Source organism: Pseudomonas sp. JV449, assembly GCF_032424295.1.
GTDB classification, from domain to species: Bacteria; Pseudomonadota; Gammaproteobacteria; order Pseudomonadales; family Pseudomonadaceae; genus Aquipseudomonas; species Aquipseudomonas marginalis.
Window position 1 is genome coordinate 126,571 of sequence record NZ_VYKD01000019.1, and the last position, 19,260, is coordinate 145,830.

Here is a 19,260-nt window from a genome sequence, read left to right on the forward strand (position 1 = left end):
AATCCTTAAAGGCCCAGGGCCGTACGCTCAGCGGCCAACTGATCAACACCGTTGATCACCTGCACCATGTTGGCAAAGTCGATTTCGTACATCACACGACCGTCGATTTCGAGCTTGTAGTAGGTGACGGCCACGGCGTGCTTGATTTCGGCCTTGTCGCCGGGCTTCCAGTCGCCCATATCCACCTCTTTGAGCGAACCGCGCAGCGTCAGGGTTACCGCTTTGACGGTGCCTTTCTGGCCCCTGAACGAACCACGGAAAACGAGGTTGCACGCGGTCTGATCCGCCAGGCCAAAGAACTTCAGCGCCTCTTTACGCACGCCGTTGGTGGTGAATGCCGCTTCCAGCTTTTCCAAGCCGGTGGGCAGGTCAACCGGACCGCTCATACCGCCGCCCCGGTATTCCTCGGTTTTGGTCGAAAGCTTGGGCAGCGTCATGGACGGCACGTCACCGGAAAAGCTCACGCCATCAACAAACATGACGCAGTTGGTCAACATTTCAGGAATCATTGCTCGGCCCCCTTAGGCTGCTTCAAGTACTTCGGCCAGCCACTCGTTGGTGACCTCGATCAGGAAATTCGGGTTTTCAGCAGGCGGCACGTCGGTGAAGCGAATGCGCCAGAAGATTTTCCCCTGCTCAATTTGGCTAAGCGTGTTGCGCTCGGTGTCCGCGTAAACCTCGAAATTGATCACCGCGCCGGCGTTCTTCTGGTCGCGCATGAAAGCTTGCAGGCCCTGCGTCACGTCAGACACATAGGTTTTCGTGATCGAACGGTCTACCGCCCACTTGTGGCCCGCCTGGATGGCATCCATGAGGATGTCGCAGGTGCGCACACGGGTGACAAACGACCACTTGGCATCAGCCGAACAGGTACGGTTACCCCACAGGCGGTAGCCGCCATCACGGATGATCGTGGTGATGTTCGCGTTATTGAGCAGGTTGGCCCGGCACGTCTCATCGCCGTCCAAGTACTCCACCGGCCGGGTGGTACCGGTGATGCCGACAAACTCTTTGTTCGACGGCGACGCCCAGTAGCCGTACTCGGCATCGGTCCAGGCAAACAGGCCCGCCACCCAGGCGGAGGAAGGGGAATTTACGGTTACGCTGTCGACGGTGCTCCAGAACTGCACGCCCGGATCCACCAGGTAGATCCGCTTACTGCCGAAGTTCAGCGCGTAGGCCATGGCAGCCTCATCGGTGGTGTTCGGACCGTCGACAATGGCAATCGCCCGCAGCTTGCCGGCCAAGGCATCCATGGCGGTGGCCACCGCCTGGGTGGCCGAGTGCCCCGGGGCAATCAGCAACTTGGGCTGGGCGTTGTGTCGGCTCTTGCCATCCAGCAGCGCCTGAAGGCCCGTGCGCTGCCCATCAGCCAGAACGCCACCGATGATGGCGGTCGTTTGCAGCGCGGCGTCAGCGAGCTTAGGGACGCCAATGGCGACGATTACAGCCTTTGCCCGTACATAGATCGCCTGGCAAGCCCGGGTGATCGCCGAATCAACACCGAACGCGGCAATGGCTTCACGCTCGGACGTGATCAGCTTCAGCTCGCCGGCTTTGGCAGTGCCACCGCCAAGCACGCCCGGGGTGAAGGTGTCGCACAGGCCGATGATCGAGGACGACGGGAGCGAGATGGTGCGCGCGCCGGTGTCGATCAGCGAGGTAGTGACGCCGTGAAAGAAACTCATAGGGCTCAATCTCCAGAAACGAAAAAGCCCCGCATGAGCGAGGCCGTAGGTTGTTCGTGTTACGCGTAACGCTTGGCGCCCAGCGAGGGCGCCGGCAGGGGGTTAGATGGACTTCCAGGGGTTGAGCTTGAACGTCATCCCCTTGGCCGGCTCACCGGTGGCCATCGCATGCTCGGGCTTGATCTTGAAGCCCAGGCGCAGCACAAAAGCCCGATCAGCGCTCAGTTGCCAGACGCAATACAGGCCGTACCAGCGAGCCAGGCCACCAGGGCGCCGAGCGCTTACGAACTGCCAGCCAGCCTGCCCGGGCTTGTCCTCGACCAACGCGGCGCCGAGGTGATCAATCAAGCATTCACCCACGGGGCAACTGAACACCGGCAGCAGACGCATGTTGTTCACCGGGTTGCGCAGGGCTGCCCACCACCAACGGGCAAGCCAGCTGGTGACAGCAAGTGAGCCGATCGGCAAACCAGCGCGGCGCAACAGCGGGAGCAGACCGAACAGCACCAGGGCATCGCAGTTGTCTGCCCACCAGTTGCGCTTATCGCCGTCGAGTCCGTCGAAGTCATTGCCAAAGAGCCAGGCCCAGCGGCGCAGGTTGACGATTGGGCGGCCATCGCTCAGCGACACCCCGGCAACCGGAAACAACACCGCCAGCGAGACCACAGGCACGCCCAGGACAATCAGCACCAAGCGCAACAGCACCAGGCCCAACCATTGCAACCCGGCCAAAACGAACGCGCACAGCCAGGCCGCGCTATTGAAAGCGTCTTTCATCGTTGTACTCCCAGAGGGAAAAGCGGAAAAGAAAACGCCCCGTCAGTGCGGGGCGTTATTGGGATTGGTCGGCGATCCAGGCCGGCGCGATTGGCCGACGCTCGCTATCAGGGAAGTCCGGCGATTGCGGCCAGTCGCGCAGGGCCTGCATGTACACAAGCAACTCTGCGAACTGCTCAGCGGTAAGTGTCGTCTGTTCCGAGATTTCAACTTGATCACGGTGACGCTCACGCAGCCACATAACTGAAGCTAACGTAAAGTCCCGCCACTCGCGCTCCAGCTCAGCAGGATCAAGGGCAAGCGCAGGCGCATCAACCAAATAGGGCAAACCCTTTTCATCATGAGCGCGGATCTTCCCTACTGGAGGGTTGCCAATTACTGACAGATACAGAGCCTCGGATATCTCTACCGCATCAGGTGGCATTACAGAATGAATCCCGAGCAAATAGCTCGTCTGCGTACTTTCACTATAAAAACGCTTCATCAGTAACCCCTTAATACCCTAAAGACCACCAGTGGTAACCAGACGTGGCCATGCCAGTACCGTAGCCATTCATTCGGAACTGAGAGACGCTAACCTTTTGCAAACCAACCCCAACAAACGTACTTGCACCGGATTGAGAACCATCGGCAGTAGCCGAAACGTTAAGGCACTGATTAGGGAACGCCATAGGAAACGAAATTAGCGCTGTTAAGTCATCAAGACTGCCAGGCACATACCCCCACTGAATGACCAAGCCCCCCAGCCAAGACGGGAAAGCGACGTAACCATTCGCGGCGAGACTGACTGCAAAACCAAAGCGCAGCTTTTTAGGCGTGACCATTACGGCGTCGTTTGCGCTATCGAGCATTTGCGCTGCCGTGGCCACCTTGGCCGTGCCCTGATTGATTTCCGTCGCCTGGGCCGCAAGAGCCGCCAGCGCTGCAATATCAATGTTTCCCTGATTGATCGGCGCGTTCCAAGCCTTGATGCACCACATTACCGCCAAGTTGCGCGGGCGAGTTTCTGTTCCGCCGGTTGCATTTGTCCTCACGCCCGGATTAGTTATCGGTAAGGCGCCAGGATCGCCATAAAGCCACAAGGTCTGATCAGTGCCCTGGGTGCCAGTGTTCGTTACCGTATGATCGTGGCTCTTCAGCTCATCAGTCTGGTAGCTTCCAATCGCCCGGCCTGCATCAATGCCTCGACCATGATCCCAGCCCCGTAGGAACTCGGCGCGCGACTCAGGCAATCGGAAGTTTCCGGCGCCCTCGTCGCCTTTGTTGAATGCCCCACCCAGGAACGTGGCAAGGTCTGGATAAGCCGCAGCGCTTTTTACGCTACCGTCCAGCTCCAGAAAGCCCGGCGCTACCTTGTTCACCGGGAAAGCGATCATCGACCCAACCGGCAATGCCGAGGCCTGGGCAACTATCGACTCAATTTCAGGCTTCGTGTAAGTGTCGGTAATACCGTGGCCCGCCAACGTGGTCGGGTTGGTACCCGCGATCACGCGGCCGTACTTATCGACGGTGACATTGGCATAAGAGCCAGCACTGACGCCGGTGCGGCCCACAGCCAATTCAAAAGCCAGAGCGGTAGTGCCCAGCACAATCGGCGCATCCGTCACCAGTTGCCAAACGCTGTCGCCGTTGACGGTGCCGGTTTCGACACTCACGAACAGGCCCGGCGTTACCTCGACGCTACTGTCTGCGTCCTGGGTGCGCTTCCACACGCCGGTCGAAGAAACCAAGTACAAGCCGTTTTCCTTCGCGGCCACCTGATCTTTCACCAGCACGCGCGCGTCTGCCGGTAACAGCACGCCGTCGATAGTCTGCACACCGCTCAAAGCGATGTTGGCCGTGGTGGCCACCAACACCGAATGCTTGAAGTCCATTTTTGCCATGGCTTCAACAATCTGAGTGTCAACGTATTCACGGGTCGCCAGGACAATCGCAGGATCAATCTTCAGGACGACGCTCGCGGTATTCGCGACGATGAAATTCATCCGAATGATTTGGGTCTTGCCGGTCCCCTGCACGAGCAAGGGTTTGAAACTCGGCGCACAGTTGGCCACCGCTACCAGGTCGCCATCGGCGTCATACAGGCCGATTTCCCGGATCCACTTACCGCCCACGTCTGCCGGGATAACCTGCTCGGTGATAATGATGTTCGGATTTGCCGGATCGGTTCGCACCTGATTGACCGCCGCGCGGCGCCATTCGTTGATCAGGCGCGTTTGCGTGCGGTTGGGGATTGGGTCCGCGCCGTTGGCATCCCCCACGCCCATTTGGGCGAAGGTCCAGGGCTGGCCCAAGGCGGTAGCGTTTGCCTGTTTCGCCTCCCCCACTGCCGTGAGAATGGCGAAGAACTGACTGTTCTGATCAATCATGGGTACACGTCCAGGGTGTCAATTTCATCAATACACATGACCAGGCCATAAGTGCCGGTCACCACGATATCGCGGGGGGTTGGTGGGTAAACGTCGATCACTTCACCCTCGCTTACACAGGCGCCGATGCCGATGTAACCGGTGGTTTCCAGACTGATCGCCAGACCGGTCATATGCCGACTGACAGGCTTGGCGTCATCAATGAGCCGGGTCAGCTCTTCGTACATTTCTTCGGTAATGCCGGTGTCCAGAACGCCGACCTTCAGGGCGAACGTGCCCGGCACCCCTTCGGGCACCTTCTGCCACCACTCCATGACCTCGATCAGATAGCCCAGCGGCTCGACCACGCGACGCAATGCGCCAATGGTGCCTTTGTGCTTGTGGATGTAATACGAGGCCTTGATGGCGGCCCGCTTGGTCGCCTCACTCCACCGGTAATCCCAGCGGTCGACCGACCAGGCCCACGCCAGGTGCAACAGCAAATGCGCCGGACAGGTATCGGCGTTGTAGAGCGTGCGCAACGGAACAATGGTTTTTTCGTAAAGCGCTGCCTCCATGGCGCGCTCCAGCTGCGTGCTATTGCTGGGAAGTAGGCTTTTCATCCGCCAACCTCACGCTGTAACCAGTGCAGTACGCGGCCTGGGCTTTAGTAGGGGCCAGGTCGACCCACCCGGTCAGCTCGACACGTGAAACGCCGGCAACATGCACCTGGGCGTCCACAGCGGACCGCGCCACCTCAACGCCAAGACGCTTACGGGGGTTGACCCATTTCGACAGACGGCTCAAGGCTTCAGCCAGAGCGGCGTCGCCTTCTGGTCCTGCGCTGTTCATGTGCAGGATCGCGTCAATTCGGTAATTCAGAATTTCGGCGCCCTGGACTGTCACCCGATCACCCAGCGGCCGCACGTCGTCGTCATTGATGGCTTTAGCCACCGTGGCCAACAGCGCCGGCGTGGCCGTCCCGTCCCCTTCGGTACTCAGCACCGTTACGGTAACGCGTGCCGGCGATGGGCTTTCCGCCGTGGCGTCCCGCACGAGGCCGGACGCGTTGCGCGCGTGCAGGATGTAGCTGTTACGCGGGCCCGCAGTGGTAAGCCCCTCATAGGCCAACTGGATACGCTCGCGGTACGAATCATCATCTTCAAGAACTTCAGCCACCGGTGGAACCGCCAGCAGATCCTCGGGCTGAATAACCAGGCGCTGAAGGTTGACGTTTGCGCCCAACTGATCGAGGTCACCCTTGATCGCATGGGCCAACAGCAGCGCCTTGCATGCGTCGTTAACCCGGGCGCGGTTACCAACCTTGTTATAGGCTCCCACCTCCAGCACCTTGGTAACAGGATCGCTTTCAAGCGCGGCGTTCCAGTTGTCGCCCATATAGGCGCGGAACGCTGACAACCCTTCTTCGTAGACATCTTCAAAGTCCAGCGGCTCAAGCACGTCCGGCGCCGGTAAGGCCGATAAGTCCACGATGCTCATACGCTTACCTCCAAGACAAAACTATCGCCCAGGTACTCGCCGGCAACGAGCATGTTTATTTTCCCATCCAGCAGCGAAAGCGCCGTCACTCGCTCAAGCTTCAGGCGCGGCTCAATGCGGCCGAGGGCATGGGCCGCTTCGGCCTGGACCGCGCTTTTCCAGCCAGCATTGATCGGCAAGTCAACGAAACCGCGTAGCTTGCTGCCGTACTCCGGCCGCTGCCGACGACTGCCCAAGGGCGTACTCAGGATGTCGGCGATGGACTGCCGCAAATGCTCGATGCCGGATATGGGTTGCCCGGTGTGGCGATCCATTCCGATCATCTGGCTTAGCCCTCCTGGGCGGCGTATTCGCTATGAGCCTTCAGGAAGGCCACAGCCTCTTTGTCGGACTCCGGTACCACCACCAGGCCATTGGCCACCGGGTAGGTACGATCGGTATCAGGCACGACCAGCGTGCGCGACGTGTAGACCAGATCACGGAACGTCAGCGACGCTTGCGCGGCCGGAGCTTGAACTTCGGTTACAGGCTTCTCGATGGGCTTGGCCATGATTTCTCCGGGCATGAAAAAACCCGCACGCGGCGGGCTGTAGGTGATTTTTGGTTAATGCTTGTGGTGATTGTCACTATTACCGGCCGCCAGAACATCGGCGTCGCCGGTGATGCTTTGCGTTACGTGTAACGTGCCGTCGATTTCTACCGCACCGATCAACGCAATTTGAGGCGATTTGATCGCGGCCCAACCGGGCGCCAGATCGAACTCGGTACCGCCCACCGTGGCATTCACGGCGTTATCCGTAACGGTTACAACCGTGCTGCCCACCTTGATAGTGACTGTTCCAGTGGGCAGCGTGATTGTGTAGGTCTTGGCCTCCCAGTCGTAAACCAGTGAGCCGCCATCATCAAAACGCCAGACCTCCACATGATCCCGGTTATCCGGCTGGCCGCCGGCATTGCCGTACAGACCAGGGAGAAACGTGCCCATGCCAGCCTGGCCGCTTGGGTTAAACAAAACCCCCTGCTCGCCCAGGCTAGGCGCTCGCCAGTGCCGCGCCTTGCCCGCCGCCAGGCTGTGCCAGCGCACCCAGGCGCTCGTCCATTCGCCATTGCTGACACGCACCGCCGGCGCCGCCAGATCCACACCGACCACCACACAGGGCATCAGCATGGCGGCAATCATGCGGTCATGTTCGGCACTGACGTAGCTCATACCGGATCCTCGGGGTAAACGGGGCCGGTATCACTGGTGAACTCCCCTCCAGGCGACATAGGGCCGCCTGGGGATTCGTCAGGCCATGGCCAAGTGAACTCCCCAACCTCGAAAGGCTGGACCCACTGCACCGACCACATGACGAACTGCTCAAGCTCCGCTGTAGGGGCTTCAGGCTGGGCGTGGACCTGCGCCGGCGGGCCGGTGACAAAATCCAAATCCCACCACTGATCCTTTAGCACCGTCATCATTTGGCCGGCCAAGATAGCGGCCTGGAGCGATGCCTTGGGCCGGTCTGCCTCCACCAGAATGCAGGATTGGAAACGACCAATGATCGCCGTTTTCCCCTCTCCCCGATCCTGGCCCGGGGCCATATCAGTGATCCCGTACAACAGCGCCGGCGTCATCACCTCGGCGCCCAGCTCCGGAAACTGTTCAACATGCACAACCCGGGGCATCTGTTTGCTAATTATGCGAGTGATCGCATCATGTAATGTCGTCAGTTCGCTCATTGGATACGCTCAACACCAAGTCGACCATGCCGGAACCATCGGGCTTCAGACGGACAACCTTGTAACGGCCACCGCCCAACAGGGTCGGCAGCTCAATGGTTAAATGGTCGCCCTTCTTGACGCCTTGCACGTCGACTACTCGCGCGGTCAGGGTGGGCTCTAACACCTCGTCGGCATTGATTGCCCCGCCCAGGCGTGCGGCTCCGGTTTTCCCACCGCCGATTTCGGCGCCGACAAAGGGGGAAGCAAACGCACCGAAGACCCCACGACCATCTGCCAGCGTCGCCGGATCGCCCAGGCGCTCAACCGCCAGGGCGTCCATGCGATCAGCCAGGGCCCGAAAGCCACCGGCCATTACTGGATCAACAGGGCTTCAGCGAAGCCGCCAGACGCGTCAGTCAGCAACTTGCCGAACGGAACAGCGTCTGCTGTGCCATCTGCGACCAACCCACCAGCCAACAAACTGACCTTGGCGCCCTGCTTCAGGGCACCGGTAACCGGCAGCAGCCACGAACCACCCAGGGCACCCACGCACGGCTCGCCCTTCTTGGTGGTATCCATCGGAACCACCACGAGGGAGTTAATAGCCAGCGGAACGCCGGAAGTCGTCCCAGCAGTTGGCGAAGTAAAGGTGACCGTCTGCCCGGCGCCTTGATAATTCTTAGACATCGTTCAATTCTCCATAACGCAAAAACAACAAACCCCGCACTAGGCGGGGTTATCAGGGACAGCGGGGTTTACTTGCCAGCGGCGCTGTAAAGGCCACGGAAGTCGGCAGGCGCAACGCCTGCGTCGATACGCACCTTGCTGGCCACGCCGTCGACGCTGAAGCCGTTTTGCTGCTCCACATACGGGGTGTCGATACCGTTGAGGTACGCCACCTCAATCGTGTCGCTACCCTGCTTAGCAGCCATGTACCAGGCCGTTGCTGACGCATCATCAAGACGCGGCTCACCGATCACTTTGGCAAAGCCGCGGATAGGGTTGATGATGCCCGAGTTAGCATCAGCGCCCGGCACAGAGGCCGAGTTGATAATTTGGTTAGCCTTGTCTTCCAGGGCGACCGGGGTCAGCACGTAGGCCGGGCGAATGTTCAAGGTGCGAGGCTTGCCACCCTCCACCTGGGTTTTTTGCGAAGCCATTGCAGTCTTGCCAGCGATCAAGCTGGCAATGGACAGCTCAGACGCCGGGCCGGCCGCGTTATTTTTGCGCGAAGCATCAAACAACGACTTACCGTCGCGCATCTTCGGCGGACTGGTCAGCACCGCGTAGACCAAATCGCCGATGGTCGCGCGCGCTGCCTGGCCCATCTTGTACGGCACGTCACTCAACAACGACAGATCGTCGTTGATGATCGCCTGACGGGTGATCGAAAACAGCTCGCCGTAGGTGGCCAGCGTGATCGGCTCGCCACGATCACTCAGGGTGATGTGCTTGTACTCTGCGCCCGGGCGCACTTCGCGCAAGCTCGGGAACTCGCCCAGGCCGACCCGCGAAGAGGTTTTGAAGTCGCTCAACTGGCCTTTTTTGGTCCAGAGCTGGAACGTCTCGGGGGCGTCTTCCCAGCCGGTCAAAACCGACTTTCCGGCAATATCCAACAGGATTTGCCCAAAGTCGCTGGAGCTGTGAGTGAAGGCCAGGCCGACCATCTGCATAGGATTGAGCGTGGCCACCAGAATGCCGCGCTCGGTCAGCGAGGCGCGCGCCAGTTCGTTAAGGCGCATATGGTTGAGCCCGTTACTGGCTTCGATTTGGGCAATGCCGATACGCGCCTCCAAGGAAGCACGCACCGAATCACCAACCAGATTGCCGTTGGAAATATGACCGTGCAGGCCCGGGATATTGGAAGGCGTGGTCTGCTCACCCAACTTAGCCAACAACTGCACCCGGGCACTTTCAACAGTGCAGGACATGTCAGCTACGCAAGCCTGCAACAGCTCAGCATGAGCCGTCGCAAAACCGCCGAAAGCGGCAGTGATGCCGGTACGGCGCACGCCTTCCTCAGCAATGACCTGGGCGCGAATCTGATCAGCTGACAAGGAATTTGCCGGAGCCGGTGCAGGCGCGGGTGCTGGAGCCGGGGCAGGCACTTGGTTACGGGGGTTCATCAGACTGTGAAAAGCTTCTGGCGGCATGTGTTCAAACTCCTGCATGCGTTTCGATTTGAGTTGTGCGGCAGCTACCAGCGGATCAATCAACTGATCAGCGAAGCCGGCTGCCACCGCCTCGCTGCCATCCATCCATGTTTCATCCTTCAACAGCGCGTGGATTTCTTCCGCGCTCTTGCCGGTCTTGCTGACGTAGGCCTGCACCAACGTTCCTTCAACCTTGTCGAGCAGGTCGGCATAGCGGCGCATATCGTCCGCGTCCCCGCCCTGCGCTCCCCAGGGCTTATGGATCATCATCATGGCGTTAGTCGGCATATACACCTTGTCGCCCGCCATCGCGATCACGCTGGCCATAGAAGCCGCCAGACCGTCGATGTACACATCTACGCGGGCCGGGTGGGCCTTGAGCGTGTTGTAAATCGCCATGCCTGCAAACACATCGCCACCGGGCGAGTGAATGCGCAGATTGATTTGTGACACGTCACCACAGGCGGCCAGATCCTGGGCGAACTGCTTGGCGGTGATACCCCATCCGCCGATCTCGTCATACAGCAGGATCTCGACACTACCGCGCGCCATGGCGCGCATTGAGTACCAACTCTCCACTGGCTGGTTTGCCGCCGTAATCACGGACGAAACAGTCGACTGAACCGACGCCCTGGGCATCGTCAGCGGCGGCGCTTCACGCTTTCTCTTTTTCGCTTGATAGGTCTGCATTGACGGTCACTTTCCCGTAGAACTTGTGATAGGCGTCGGAGCTGAACACCAGCCCTTTCGCCCGGTTGCTTTCGATTTCCGCCTGACGCGAGCGCTTAAGTTCTTGCGGGTTTCGCCCACGCGCTCGGATCACTTCGGCCTCATCCGCAAAACCGCCCTGCACCAGCGCATCCCAGGCGGTCGCCTCATGCACCGGGTTAATCCAGGGCATCACCGGCCCCTGATAAACCGCGCCGTACACCGAATCCATGTTTACGTCGCCTGGCGGCACAAGTACGCCACTGACCAACGCCATTTCGATAAAGGCCCGGTAAACCTTGCGCGACCAGTAGTCGATGAATTCGTGCTGCAGCAGGTCGTAACCCAGTTGCGACTCCACCAGCTCCTGACGCTGGGCCGAGTAAGTGCCCGTGTAACTGCGCGTCGCCGTGGAGTAGCCAATGCGCGTACCGGCCGCAACCGCACGCAACTGACCGTTGCGGAAACTCTCCACAAACTGGCTGGGCCGGTTGCTTTCGATCATCCCCACGTCTTCGCCGGGCAGCAGCCCGTCAAACACCATGCCTGGGGCAATCGGAATACTTCGGGCACCAGTGGCCTGACCGTCCTTGCCGGCAGTCGTAGGCGCAACCACGTAGTCGTCGGTCGAGCCCTTTTTGATGAACATAGCCAGGGCTGCGCTGATACGGGCAGCAACGCGCTCGCTTTCTTCGTAGTCCTTGATGTCCGCCAAGCGCGTCAACACGGCGTGCAACAGAGGCTGGCCCCTGTTCTGCCCAATTCGCTTGCGGTACGCGATGTGCAACATCCGATCAGCCGGCACGAACTTGGTATCCGCCGACATGCTGAAACCCAAGGCACTGCCGGGGTGACGCTTCAGCAGGTTGTATCCGACGACGCGGCGCCAGGCGTCGCGTGTGATGCCCTGGCAAATCCCTTTCGATTCGTCGTTGTAGCTCCAGGGCAGGTAATCCGGCTCCAGCAACTCCAGAGTGAAAGGCACTTTATGCAAGTGTTTGAAGTTGGCCACCTTGCCAAACAACTGCTGGGCCAGCGCCTCACCATCACGTAGCCAGGTGCGGCACACCAGCCGCTCCATTTGCGCCCGGGTTAGCTCACCCGAGGTTTCCGGCCGCAAGGACCACTCGGCCCACAGGTCTTTGATTTGCGCCGCGAACTTCAGGTGAATATTGCCCGCGTGATCCAGGGGCAGCGGCTCCACCGCGATCCCGGCACCACCCACTACCCGCTCTTCCAACCGGTCGAAAATACCCGTCACCAGGTCGTGGTCTTCGTCCAACTTTCGAGCCTGGCCGCGCAACGATTCAGCGTCGCGCTGCAACGAGTTGTCAGCGCTTCGCGTTTGTCGCTTCGCCTTGTGTGCGCGCGTGACCTCGGCAGCCTCAAAGGCTTGGATTCCGCTACGCGCCGCCAGGCGCCGTAACCCCGCACCCGGGCTAACCGCTGCAATGCAGCGGTCGAGGAAGTTCAACGAAACTCAGCCAGGGCATAACCCGGACTGCCCTGCGCGGCCGCGCACTGGGCGTTAACCCGGCGCTCCCATTCGCGTCGACCTGCTTGGATTTGCGGCAGTTCGGCCATGGTGTGGGTGCGGCCATTAAAAATGGTCGTTTTACCCAGCAGAATGGCGGTCTCTGCCTCCAGATACTTGTCCAGCATCTCCTGCGCGTTTATAGCCATCCGTTACTTTCCACGTTATGCCAGTCGCCAGGGGCGTCGGCTTGAGTTGATAGGGGTTCAGGCCGCGCCGACTCAATCGGCGGCTCTGATTCTTCTGGCTCATCCACGTCCGGCACGACCGGGACTTCCCAAGTGCCCGAGGACGGCACGAACTGGGCTTCTAAAGCGAGCTGGTCCAGATCTAGGCCGAACCGCTCCTGACTGATCCGCAGGGCGGCCAGCGCGTACACGAAACAGTCGAGGGCTTCGTTGCGGCGTTTTCCGTTGGTCCAGCGCTGTACCCGGCGGCCTTTGGAAACCACCCATTCTTTGCGCTCGCTGGTCAGTTGCTTCATTTCGTCTTCGTCACACACCAGCTCGTTGAGGGGCAGGTGTATGCACTCAGGCACCGGACGGTCGCCGTCCGGCTCGATTTTCAAGCGGCTGTAGATCAGCTCCTTGGCGTTATCCGTACCAACCTCAGTAAGGTAAACACGGTCGCCCTTGGTCTTTTTCTTCGGGAAGTTGGCAATCTTTTTGCCGTAGGTCGCAGCGCCGAAAACGGGAATAACCCAGGTGACGCCGTGCTTTTTACTTTCCTTACGCACTTCGTCCGAGTAGTGGCCGCCGGAGTCCCAGCACCAGCGTTCTACACGCATTAGCGTGCCGTCCTCGCGGGTGAACTGGCGGCGTATTTCCTGGCCCACTTTCTTGCGCAGCTCAACGCTTGCCGGGTCACCAGTCAGCACCCAACGGTGAACCAACCACGCTTCTTCACCGGCGCCGAAGGCCCAAACCCGACCCTCATAACGGTCATCCTGCGTGTCAATTCCACCGAACAGCGCGACGCCCCGGGCGGGTACTTTCAGGTAGTTGCTGCGCCGCTTGGCCAGCACTTCCCATTCCAGTTTTTCGCCTTGGTCCTCTTCCCAGGCTTCGCCCAGGGTGGTGTTGATAAAGGTCTTGAGCTTCCCCCGGTCCTTGCCGACCTTCAGCCATTCACTGACCACCGAAGCCCAGGTAACAAACTCGGAATACACGGTCCAGATGTGGAACGTGACAGATCGCGGAGTGGTGATCGGCTGGTCATCAGCGGAAAACCACTCCATGCCGTCGCGGGTCCAAATGCCTTGGCGCTCGCAGATGTAGCGCCCTGTAACTGACGCCTGGATCATTTCGTGGTACTCAAACGAGCAACCGTTGCCGGACTCGCACAAGTACCAGGCCTTTTCTACCTGGCCGTACCCGTCGAGCCGCCAGCGCATGCCGTAAGGCTTGTCGAAGGCTCCCCATTTCAAATGCTGCTCTGTGCCGCAGCACGGACATTTGATGTTGAACCGCAGGAAGTGCGGCGATTCATCAGCCGCCCGACTGATTTGGCAGCCCTCGCCCACTGACTCGTCATCCTCACCACCGGCAACGATCACCCCAGGAGTAGACCCACGTATTGATTTAGGGAACGTCGCACCTTCAAGGCGCTTATCCCCCAGCATCGTCGGGGAGCCCTCACCCTCGATATCGGCGTCGAACTTTGACAGTTCGTCGTAGATCACTTCATCAGGGCTTTTCTCCCGGTAATTGCGCGCCGCCTTACCTCCCAGGCACCAAAGCATTTTCGAGTTATCAAAACGCTTTTCGTCTAGGGTGTTGTCTCGGTGCTTCACGCCGTACCAGGGCGCCAAAGCGCGCACCAGGGGCACATCGCGAATCATCGTTTCGATGTGGCGCTTCATCATGGTGTCGGCGTCCGGATCGGTCGGGCACCAGGACAACACGTTGCGTTTCTTGTGCTGGATCTTGTAGCCCTTGTTGGCTACCAGCATCTTGGTATAGCCAACCCGTGCGGACTTCAGCACGTTGACTACAGCGATCAGGTCATTGCCCATCGCATTAAGAATGGCGATCTGAAACGGCGCCGTGGTCCAGCGCCCCTCCTGATAGGACGACTCGGAGGACAGGTAAAAATGCTTATCGGCCCACTCAACCGCCGTCAGTGGCGGTTCCTTGTAGAGACCGGTTAGGCCCTTACGGACGCTATCAATCAGCGCCCTCATCCAGGGCTTCGACGAACTCATCTAGAAGCTCCGGCAAGGTGTCGGCCAGGTTGACCGCTTCGTTCCGCGTAACGGCTATTTCACGTTGGATAGCCTCGATGTGACGCACCTCGATATCCGGGTGCTTGCGTTTCACTTTGATGTGAATGGTGTCCAGCGTTGAGCCGAGCATCGCGCTCAACTTGCCCAGGGCGAACAGGCAGAAATCCACCGGCACCAGCTTTTTGGCTTTCACCCGATTACGCATTTCCTGGGCGTCGGCTTGCTCAGTGGTCAACCGCAGTTTCTGCTGCGCTTGCTTGTACTCAATCAGCGGATCGATGGGTTGGCCGTCGTCATCGAGCGGTTGTTGTTTCTCGCCCTTGTGAACCAGCCGGTTATCCAGCACAGAACGCACGTCATAAAACGACTCCCGGCCGATCTTGGCGATGGGCGTCACCCCCCATTTATCGAAGGCTTGCGTGGTAATCCCGAGGCTGTCCGCCATGCGTGATTTGTTCAGCCACTCCGGCTTACGGGTGATCGATTGATTAGCCATAACTACACAACAACCAACCTTTGAAAATGGGTCATATATAGCGAAGACGCGGGGCCCGAATTACCCCCATGAGGGGTGGGGGTCCGGGAGTACCTTTGATTTTTCGCAGCGGCCGCCCTGTCAAGCTAAAAAGGCGAGAAAATCGAAGAAAAGGCCACTTTTTTCACCCTTTTTTCTGATTTCATGGCGACTATGGCCATTACCGGGCCGAGGCCATCGCCTCAGCCCAGGCGGTCGCTGCGTCAGCTTGATAGTTCGCGTTTACGATGTTTTGCCCGATCTTGAAGAACGGGAAAATGGTTCGATACCTGGGCGCTGAATCCGCGAAGATGAACACCGGCCGAACTGCATCGCCCATGCCCATCGACTTGCGCTCCCACACACCCTGCGTGCCGTCAACATCACCTGAGAAGAAGCGATGGGCGTTGCCCTTACGTCGACTTTTAGCACTGCCACTGGCGTTTGCCTGATAGCCCCGCGTCGATTCAGCAGCACCCAGGCCCGATAGGATCTTCATCATAGTGCCGCGTGACACGTTGCCGTACTGATTCATAAAGGCCGTGGTGGGTACGGCAAATTGGCCACTGCGCATGATGCCGCGCGCTATCAACGATTTCTCGAAACGCTTGTGAGGCCGCAGGCCACCACTCACCGCCTGCTGTAGGTAAGTGTCGGCAGGAATGCCCGACGCCCATGAGTCTTTGAAGTAGACCTCAGCCGCTCGCGCCTTGGTGGCCATTTTTACGAACAGGCTATTCAGCGTGGTCGGGGTGGGCCGGTCCAGGCGTTTCTGCATCACCGTGATTGTGCCCTTCTTGACCCGCTGGGCCAGTAACGTCGCGGTGCGAGCCATCACAAATGGAATGTGCTTTTTCTCTAGCTCCCGCATGCCCGCAGAAACAGGGAACGCGTCCAGCGACATGTCGACCTTGAACATAGTACCTCTCCTGCTCTGTCGCTTTACTGTCCGTTGGTTGTACGGCCTGTAGCCGGGTCGCTAATGCCGGCCTTGCGCGCCAGGAATTGTGTGTAGAGGCCTCCTGCAACGTCTGCGCCTATCACGGCGATTACGATGCCCAAGCCAGCGGCCAGGTAGAGGTTGTTCCAAAGCGCCATCGCGAGCAGCAGCGTGGCCATACCCAGCAGGCCAGAAGCGAGAAAGCGCAGTGCTACTCGCTGAAGGATCTGGCGAAGGCCCAAGTCACTACCTGATGCGCGAAGCATTTCTCCAGACAAACCGGCGAGGCTCAGCAGAACCAACAACCACAGAGGTACATCGGTCAGAGCCTGATGCTCGGAGTTCATCTTAAGTCCTCAAATAGGTCGGCCTCCACGTCGCTGGCATCCGCTTTAGGCAAGGAGACAGGTGTGGGGCCGAAAACAAAAAAGCCCCGCTCAATGGCAGGGCTTGTAAATAGGAACAAAAAGCCCGGCTCAGTGGCCGGGCTTTGAAAGCGTTTCGCTGCGTTCACAGCAATTCACGCTGCAATGAAAACAGATGTATTCCGCGCGGAAAAGTGTTTTTTACTCCATCGATAAACGGTAAATTACCAATGGACGTACCGCCCCCCCTTAAAGAGCATGGAAGTCATAAACGTGAACAACGAATCTCCGCCTAAAACCGACTCACTTTGCAGCCAATCACACTTAAAGGATTATCTAGAATACTACAAACAACTCACAAACCCTGGATACGCTGTCTTAGTAACTGGCGACTGGGGATCAGGCAAAACACATCAAATAACACAGATATTAAAAGAGAAAGAAATTTATTACATAAGCTTATTCGGATCACAAACCACAGAAGAAATTTATTCAACTGTTTATGCAAAAATGCATCCAGGGCTCGCCCTGACGAAAAATGTAGCGAAATCTACCGACGGAGCTGGGGCCGGCCCAGTCAACGTAGGCGGACTAGTTGCAGGTTTAGCAAACGCTATTATAAGGGATCATGTAAAAAACGACAAAATCATTGTCTTTGACGATCTTGAAAGGAGTAAGATTGACACAAATGATTTACTCGGAATATTCAACAAATATGTAGAGCATCATAAGTGCAGGGTAATCGTACTTGCACATGACAAAAAAATCGCTGAGACCTTTAAAGGGTCTAAAGAAAAGGTATTTGGCCAAACTATCGTCATCACTCCTCAAACCTCGCAAGCATTTGACAGTTTTGCAGGAGATATAAAAAACACAGCTACCGCAAAAATTATAAAAAAACTCAAACAAGTTATATTAGATATTTTTAACGAGTCTGCAACATATTCACTTCGCATCCTCAAGCATTCTGTAGAAGACCTTAGCAGACTATTAGACATCTTAACATCCCAACACAAATCGAATGAAGAGGCATTAGTCGAGTTTAGCAGCCTTTTTGTAGCGCTGAGTTTGGAAGTCAGAGCAGGCCGTTTAGATGAAGACAACCTTAGAAATCGATCCGATACCATATTCAGATATCAAATGGCTGCAAACAGGGACCCTAAAACCGCACGCCCTGTTATTTATGATGCGGTCGAGAGATACAAAAGCATCGATTTAGGAAATCGAATCCTGAATGACAATGTGCTTATACTATTGCTCGTCAAAGGTATTTATTCTACACCCTTAGTCCACGAGTCGTTGAATGAAAGTCTGTATTTTACAAAGGCTGCCGATTTACCTGCGTGGATGGTCTTCATGAAGTTCGATGAACTGAGTGAGTCAGACTCACGTACGGCAGCAGAAAAGCTCATTAGTCAGTTTGAAGCGAGAACAACTACCACCCCTGGCGAAATGTTCCATTTATTCGCTCTCAGATTTCTTCTATCCGAGATGACCTTAATACCTCAAAGCCTTGAACAAGTAGAAGAGGACTGCAAAAAATACATAGAAGATCTTCTTGACCAGAAAAGAATACAGCCATTAAGAGCCCACCTCCAAGTATGGGGAGAGGCATTTTCCGACGGCTTCGGCGGATTTACTTACTGGGTAGAAGAAAGCTACAAACCGCATTTCTCAAGAGTCACCGGCCACTTCAGGGAAGCCGAAAGCAGAGCTACAGTACAAAGCTATCCTGAATTTGCCAAGACGCTAATTGCTTTAATGTCTTCAGACGGTGCTAAATTCGCTGAAAAAATCAGCCATACTAATGGTGGAAATAACGAATTCGCAAACATCGAGATTATGCCGAGCATCAAGCCCATCGACTTTGTACAGGAATGGATGGGATCACCAGCACAAAACTGGCGACACATAAGTCGAGGATTAGAACAAAGATACTCATCAGGGCAACTTTCCTCCTCTCTCAAAAGCGAAAGAGCTTGGATATCGGAAGTTATACAACTTATTGACAGAGAGAAAAACAAAGCCGTACAAATCAGGAAGAAGCGACTTAGTCGAGTTCTGTCAAGCAACCTGAGAGCTTTAGCTCTTAGATCGTAGATCTAAGAAGGGCCTCCCCTAATGGCGGCCCAACTCTCAAATAAATTTTATGCTACCTCTCGCAATGCACTTATAGCGCAATCGACCCATGCAGTTCCAGCCCTTGCCAATTCTCTTGTCTTTCCTTCACTGATTCCATAGTGCTTACCCACTCGGGTCATAGGCCACTTCGCGCCATAGTAAAGCCAAATTATGTCGCCCATCTGCTGATCCCTACGATGGAGCCTAGCAACCGCATTGTCGATGGCAATTGCCCAGTCATCAGTGATGCAATAATTTTTGGACGACGACACTTGAGTCATTGCCTGCCGCATCAGCGCCAAAGTAGGAGAAACGTAACCAGGCACACCCATCCCATCCGTTCTCCACCAGCCCCACTGTTCCAGCAAGTACTCGGTATCTCCCAATGGCCGTCCTGCTGGCTTGCGAATCATCATGCTCTCAATCCCCTGTGTAATTTGTTCCACCTGCTCCCAGGCGGTTTGGTTGCTCGTATTGGCTCTGTGGCCCTGTTGGTGCTGGAGGCGTCTTTAACGCTGAAATCTCACGTTGCTTCTGATGCAATTTAAAACTCAATTGAGTGACCAGCTCATCGACGGAAAGCACCAACTTAGTTCCCTGAACAACCCAACCTGAGCCGTTGCAATCCGTGCAAACCAGCTCATAAAACACCCCGTCCACTACCGCCTTACCCTTGCAGATCGA

The 19,260-nt window shown here is 57.3% G+C and carries 22 protein-coding genes; 1 reads left to right on the forward strand and 21 read right to left on the reverse strand.

The annotated features are described in order from the left end of the window. Positions 1-5: 5 nt before the first annotated feature. From F6S08_RS18135 to F6S08_RS18230, 20 genes are all read right to left on the reverse strand, one after another. Positions 6-509, reverse strand: a complete 504-nt coding sequence (locus tag F6S08_RS18135) for a phage major tail tube protein (RefSeq protein WP_315872087.1) — start codon at positions 507-509, stop codon at positions 6-8. Positions 510-521: 12 nt separating this feature from the next. Next, positions 522-1,688: a phage tail sheath family protein gene (locus F6S08_RS18140; RefSeq protein ID WP_315872088.1), complete on the reverse strand. Its 1,167-nt coding sequence runs from the start codon at positions 1,686-1,688 to the stop codon at positions 522-524. A 102-nt stretch (positions 1,689-1,790) separates the two neighbouring features. Next, a complete protein-coding gene (locus F6S08_RS18145) occupies positions 1,791-2,465 on the reverse strand; it encodes a hypothetical protein (protein WP_315872089.1) in 675 nt (224 codons plus the stop codon). Between the two features lie 55 nt (positions 2,466-2,520). Beyond that, positions 2,521-2,949, reverse strand: a complete 429-nt coding sequence (locus F6S08_RS18150; protein ID WP_315872090.1) for a phage tail assembly chaperone — start codon at positions 2,947-2,949, stop codon at positions 2,521-2,523. 10 nt (positions 2,950-2,959) lie between these two features. Then, entirely contained in the window at positions 2,960-4,834 is a 1,875-nt protein-coding gene (locus tag F6S08_RS18155) for a phage tail protein (protein WP_315872091.1), read from the reverse strand. Next, positions 4,831-5,436, reverse strand: coding sequence for a phage tail protein I (locus F6S08_RS18160; protein ID WP_315872092.1), 606 nt, complete (start codon positions 5,434-5,436; stop codon positions 4,831-4,833). The genes F6S08_RS18155 and F6S08_RS18160 overlap by 4 nt, the downstream gene beginning before the upstream one ends. Beyond that, on the reverse strand, positions 5,411-6,313 hold the full coding sequence (locus F6S08_RS18165) for a baseplate J/gp47 family protein (protein ID WP_315872093.1): 903 nt from the start codon (positions 6,311-6,313) through the stop codon (positions 5,411-5,413). The genes F6S08_RS18160 and F6S08_RS18165 overlap by 26 nt, the downstream gene beginning before the upstream one ends. Then, positions 6,310-6,636 (reverse strand): GPW/gp25 family protein, encoded by a 327-nt coding sequence (locus F6S08_RS18170; RefSeq protein ID WP_315872094.1) that lies wholly within the window; start codon positions 6,634-6,636, stop codon positions 6,310-6,312. The genes F6S08_RS18165 and F6S08_RS18170 overlap by 4 nt, the downstream gene beginning before the upstream one ends. A 5-nt stretch (positions 6,637-6,641) precedes the next feature. After that, positions 6,642-6,863 (reverse strand): hypothetical protein, encoded by a 222-nt coding sequence (locus F6S08_RS18175; protein WP_315872095.1) that lies wholly within the window; start codon positions 6,861-6,863, stop codon positions 6,642-6,644. A gap of 54 nt (positions 6,864-6,917) precedes the next feature. After that, positions 6,918-7,523 (reverse strand): phage baseplate assembly protein V, encoded by a 606-nt coding sequence (locus tag F6S08_RS18180; protein ID WP_315872096.1) that lies wholly within the window; start codon positions 7,521-7,523, stop codon positions 6,918-6,920. Then, a complete protein-coding gene (locus tag F6S08_RS18185) occupies positions 7,520-8,035 on the reverse strand; it encodes a hypothetical protein (RefSeq protein WP_315872097.1) in 516 nt (171 codons plus the stop codon). Before F6S08_RS18185 ends, F6S08_RS18180 begins: the two co-directional genes overlap by 4 nt. Next, complete coding sequence (locus F6S08_RS18190) at positions 8,010-8,357, reverse strand: hypothetical protein (RefSeq protein ID WP_315872098.1); 348 nt, start codon at positions 8,355-8,357, stop codon at positions 8,010-8,012. Before F6S08_RS18190 ends, F6S08_RS18185 begins: the two co-directional genes overlap by 26 nt. A 32-nt stretch (positions 8,358-8,389) precedes the next feature. Further along, positions 8,390-8,704, reverse strand: coding sequence for a DUF2190 family protein (locus tag F6S08_RS18195; protein WP_315872099.1), 315 nt, complete (start codon positions 8,702-8,704; stop codon positions 8,390-8,392). Positions 8,705-8,772: 68 nt separating this feature from the next. Then, positions 8,773-10,809: a ClpP-like prohead protease/major capsid protein fusion protein gene (locus F6S08_RS18200; protein WP_315872219.1), complete on the reverse strand. Its 2,037-nt coding sequence runs from the start codon at positions 10,807-10,809 to the stop codon at positions 8,773-8,775. A 16-nt stretch (positions 10,810-10,825) separates the two neighbouring features. Continuing rightward, positions 10,826-12,352: a phage portal protein gene (locus F6S08_RS18205; RefSeq protein WP_315872100.1), complete on the reverse strand. Its 1,527-nt coding sequence runs from the start codon at positions 12,350-12,352 to the stop codon at positions 10,826-10,828. Then, positions 12,349-12,561 carry a primosomal replication protein PriB/PriC domain protein gene (locus tag F6S08_RS18210; protein WP_315872101.1) on the reverse strand — a complete coding sequence of 71 codons (213 nt, stop codon included), beginning with the start codon at positions 12,559-12,561 and terminating at the stop codon, positions 12,349-12,351. Before F6S08_RS18210 ends, F6S08_RS18205 begins: the two co-directional genes overlap by 4 nt. Further along, positions 12,552-14,615, reverse strand: coding sequence for a phage terminase large subunit family protein (locus tag F6S08_RS18215; protein ID WP_315872102.1), 2,064 nt, complete (start codon positions 14,613-14,615; stop codon positions 12,552-12,554). The genes F6S08_RS18210 and F6S08_RS18215 overlap by 10 nt, the downstream gene beginning before the upstream one ends. Then, positions 14,578-15,132, reverse strand: coding sequence for a terminase small subunit (locus tag F6S08_RS18220; protein WP_046035594.1), 555 nt, complete (start codon positions 15,130-15,132; stop codon positions 14,578-14,580). The genes F6S08_RS18215 and F6S08_RS18220 overlap by 38 nt, the downstream gene beginning before the upstream one ends. Positions 15,133-15,331: 199 nt before the next feature. Continuing rightward, positions 15,332-16,069 carry a hypothetical protein gene (locus F6S08_RS18225; RefSeq protein ID WP_315872103.1) on the reverse strand — a complete coding sequence of 246 codons (738 nt, stop codon included), beginning with the start codon at positions 16,067-16,069 and terminating at the stop codon, positions 15,332-15,334. A 23-nt stretch (positions 16,070-16,092) separates the two neighbouring features. Then, entirely contained in the window at positions 16,093-16,437 is a 345-nt protein-coding gene (locus tag F6S08_RS18230) for a phage holin family protein (protein WP_315872104.1), read from the reverse strand. A 291-nt stretch (positions 16,438-16,728) separates the two neighbouring features. Between F6S08_RS18230 and F6S08_RS18235 the strand changes: the two genes are divergently transcribed. Then, positions 16,729-18,555, forward strand: a complete 1,827-nt coding sequence (locus tag F6S08_RS18235) for a P-loop NTPase fold protein (RefSeq protein ID WP_315872105.1) — start codon at positions 16,729-16,731, stop codon at positions 18,553-18,555. A 47-nt stretch (positions 18,556-18,602) separates the two neighbouring features. Here F6S08_RS18235 and F6S08_RS18240 read toward each other — a convergent pair whose 3' ends face one another. Next, a complete protein-coding gene (locus F6S08_RS18240) occupies positions 18,603-18,992 on the reverse strand; it encodes an antiterminator Q family protein (protein ID WP_315872106.1) in 390 nt (129 codons plus the stop codon). Between the last annotated feature and the right edge of the window lie 268 nt (positions 18,993-19,260).

Coding starts and splice junctions, on each gene's coding strand:
- F6S08_RS18135 (WP_315872087.1), bottom strand. CDS start 509: ATGATTCCTGAAATGTTGACCAACTGCGTCATGTTTGTTGATGGCGTG.
- F6S08_RS18140 (WP_315872088.1), bottom strand. CDS start 1,688: ATGAGTTTCTTTCACGGCGTCACTACCTCGCTGATCGACACCGGCGCG.
- F6S08_RS18145 (WP_315872089.1), bottom strand. CDS start 2,465: ATGAAAGACGCTTTCAATAGCGCGGCCTGGCTGTGCGCGTTCGTTTTG.
- F6S08_RS18150 (WP_315872090.1), bottom strand. CDS start 2,949: ATGAAGCGTTTTTATAGTGAAAGTACGCAGACGAGCTATTTGCTCGGG.
- F6S08_RS18155 (WP_315872091.1), bottom strand. CDS start 4,834: ATGATTGATCAGAACAGTCAGTTCTTCGCCATTCTCACGGCAGTGGGG.
- F6S08_RS18160 (WP_315872092.1), bottom strand. CDS start 5,436: ATGAAAAGCCTACTTCCCAGCAATAGCACGCAGCTGGAGCGCGCCATG.
- F6S08_RS18165 (WP_315872093.1), bottom strand. CDS start 6,313: ATGAGCATCGTGGACTTATCGGCCTTACCGGCGCCGGACGTGCTTGAG.
- F6S08_RS18170 (WP_315872094.1), bottom strand. CDS start 6,636: ATGATCGGAATGGATCGCCACACCGGGCAACCCATATCCGGCATCGAG.
- F6S08_RS18175 (WP_315872095.1), bottom strand. CDS start 6,863: ATGGCCAAGCCCATCGAGAAGCCTGTAACCGAAGTTCAAGCTCCGGCC.
- F6S08_RS18180 (WP_315872096.1), bottom strand. CDS start 7,523: ATGAGCTACGTCAGTGCCGAACATGACCGCATGATTGCCGCCATGCTG.
- F6S08_RS18185 (WP_315872097.1), bottom strand. CDS start 8,035: ATGAGCGAACTGACGACATTACATGATGCGATCACTCGCATAATTAGC.
- F6S08_RS18190 (WP_315872098.1), bottom strand. CDS start 8,357: ATGGACGCCCTGGCGGTTGAGCGCCTGGGCGATCCGGCGACGCTGGCA.
- F6S08_RS18195 (WP_315872099.1), bottom strand. CDS start 8,704: ATGTCTAAGAATTATCAAGGCGCCGGGCAGACGGTCACCTTTACTTCG.
- F6S08_RS18200 (WP_315872219.1), bottom strand. CDS start 10,809: ATGCCCAGGGCGTCGGTTCAGTCGACTGTTTCGTCCGTGATTACGGCG.
- F6S08_RS18210 (WP_315872101.1), bottom strand. CDS start 12,561: ATGGCTATAAACGCGCAGGAGATGCTGGACAAGTATCTGGAGGCAGAG.
- F6S08_RS18215 (WP_315872102.1), bottom strand. CDS start 14,615: ATGAGTTCGTCGAAGCCCTGGATGAGGGCGCTGATTGATAGCGTCCGT.
- F6S08_RS18220 (WP_046035594.1), bottom strand. CDS start 15,132: ATGGCTAATCAATCGATCACCCGTAAGCCGGAGTGGCTGAACAAATCA.
- F6S08_RS18225 (WP_315872103.1), bottom strand. CDS start 16,069: ATGTTCAAGGTCGACATGTCGCTGGACGCGTTCCCTGTTTCTGCGGGC.
- F6S08_RS18230 (WP_315872104.1), bottom strand. CDS start 16,437: ATGAACTCCGAGCATCAGGCTCTGACCGATGTACCTCTGTGGTTGTTG.
- F6S08_RS18240 (WP_315872106.1), bottom strand. CDS start 18,992: ATGATGATTCGCAAGCCAGCAGGACGGCCATTGGGAGATACCGAGTAC.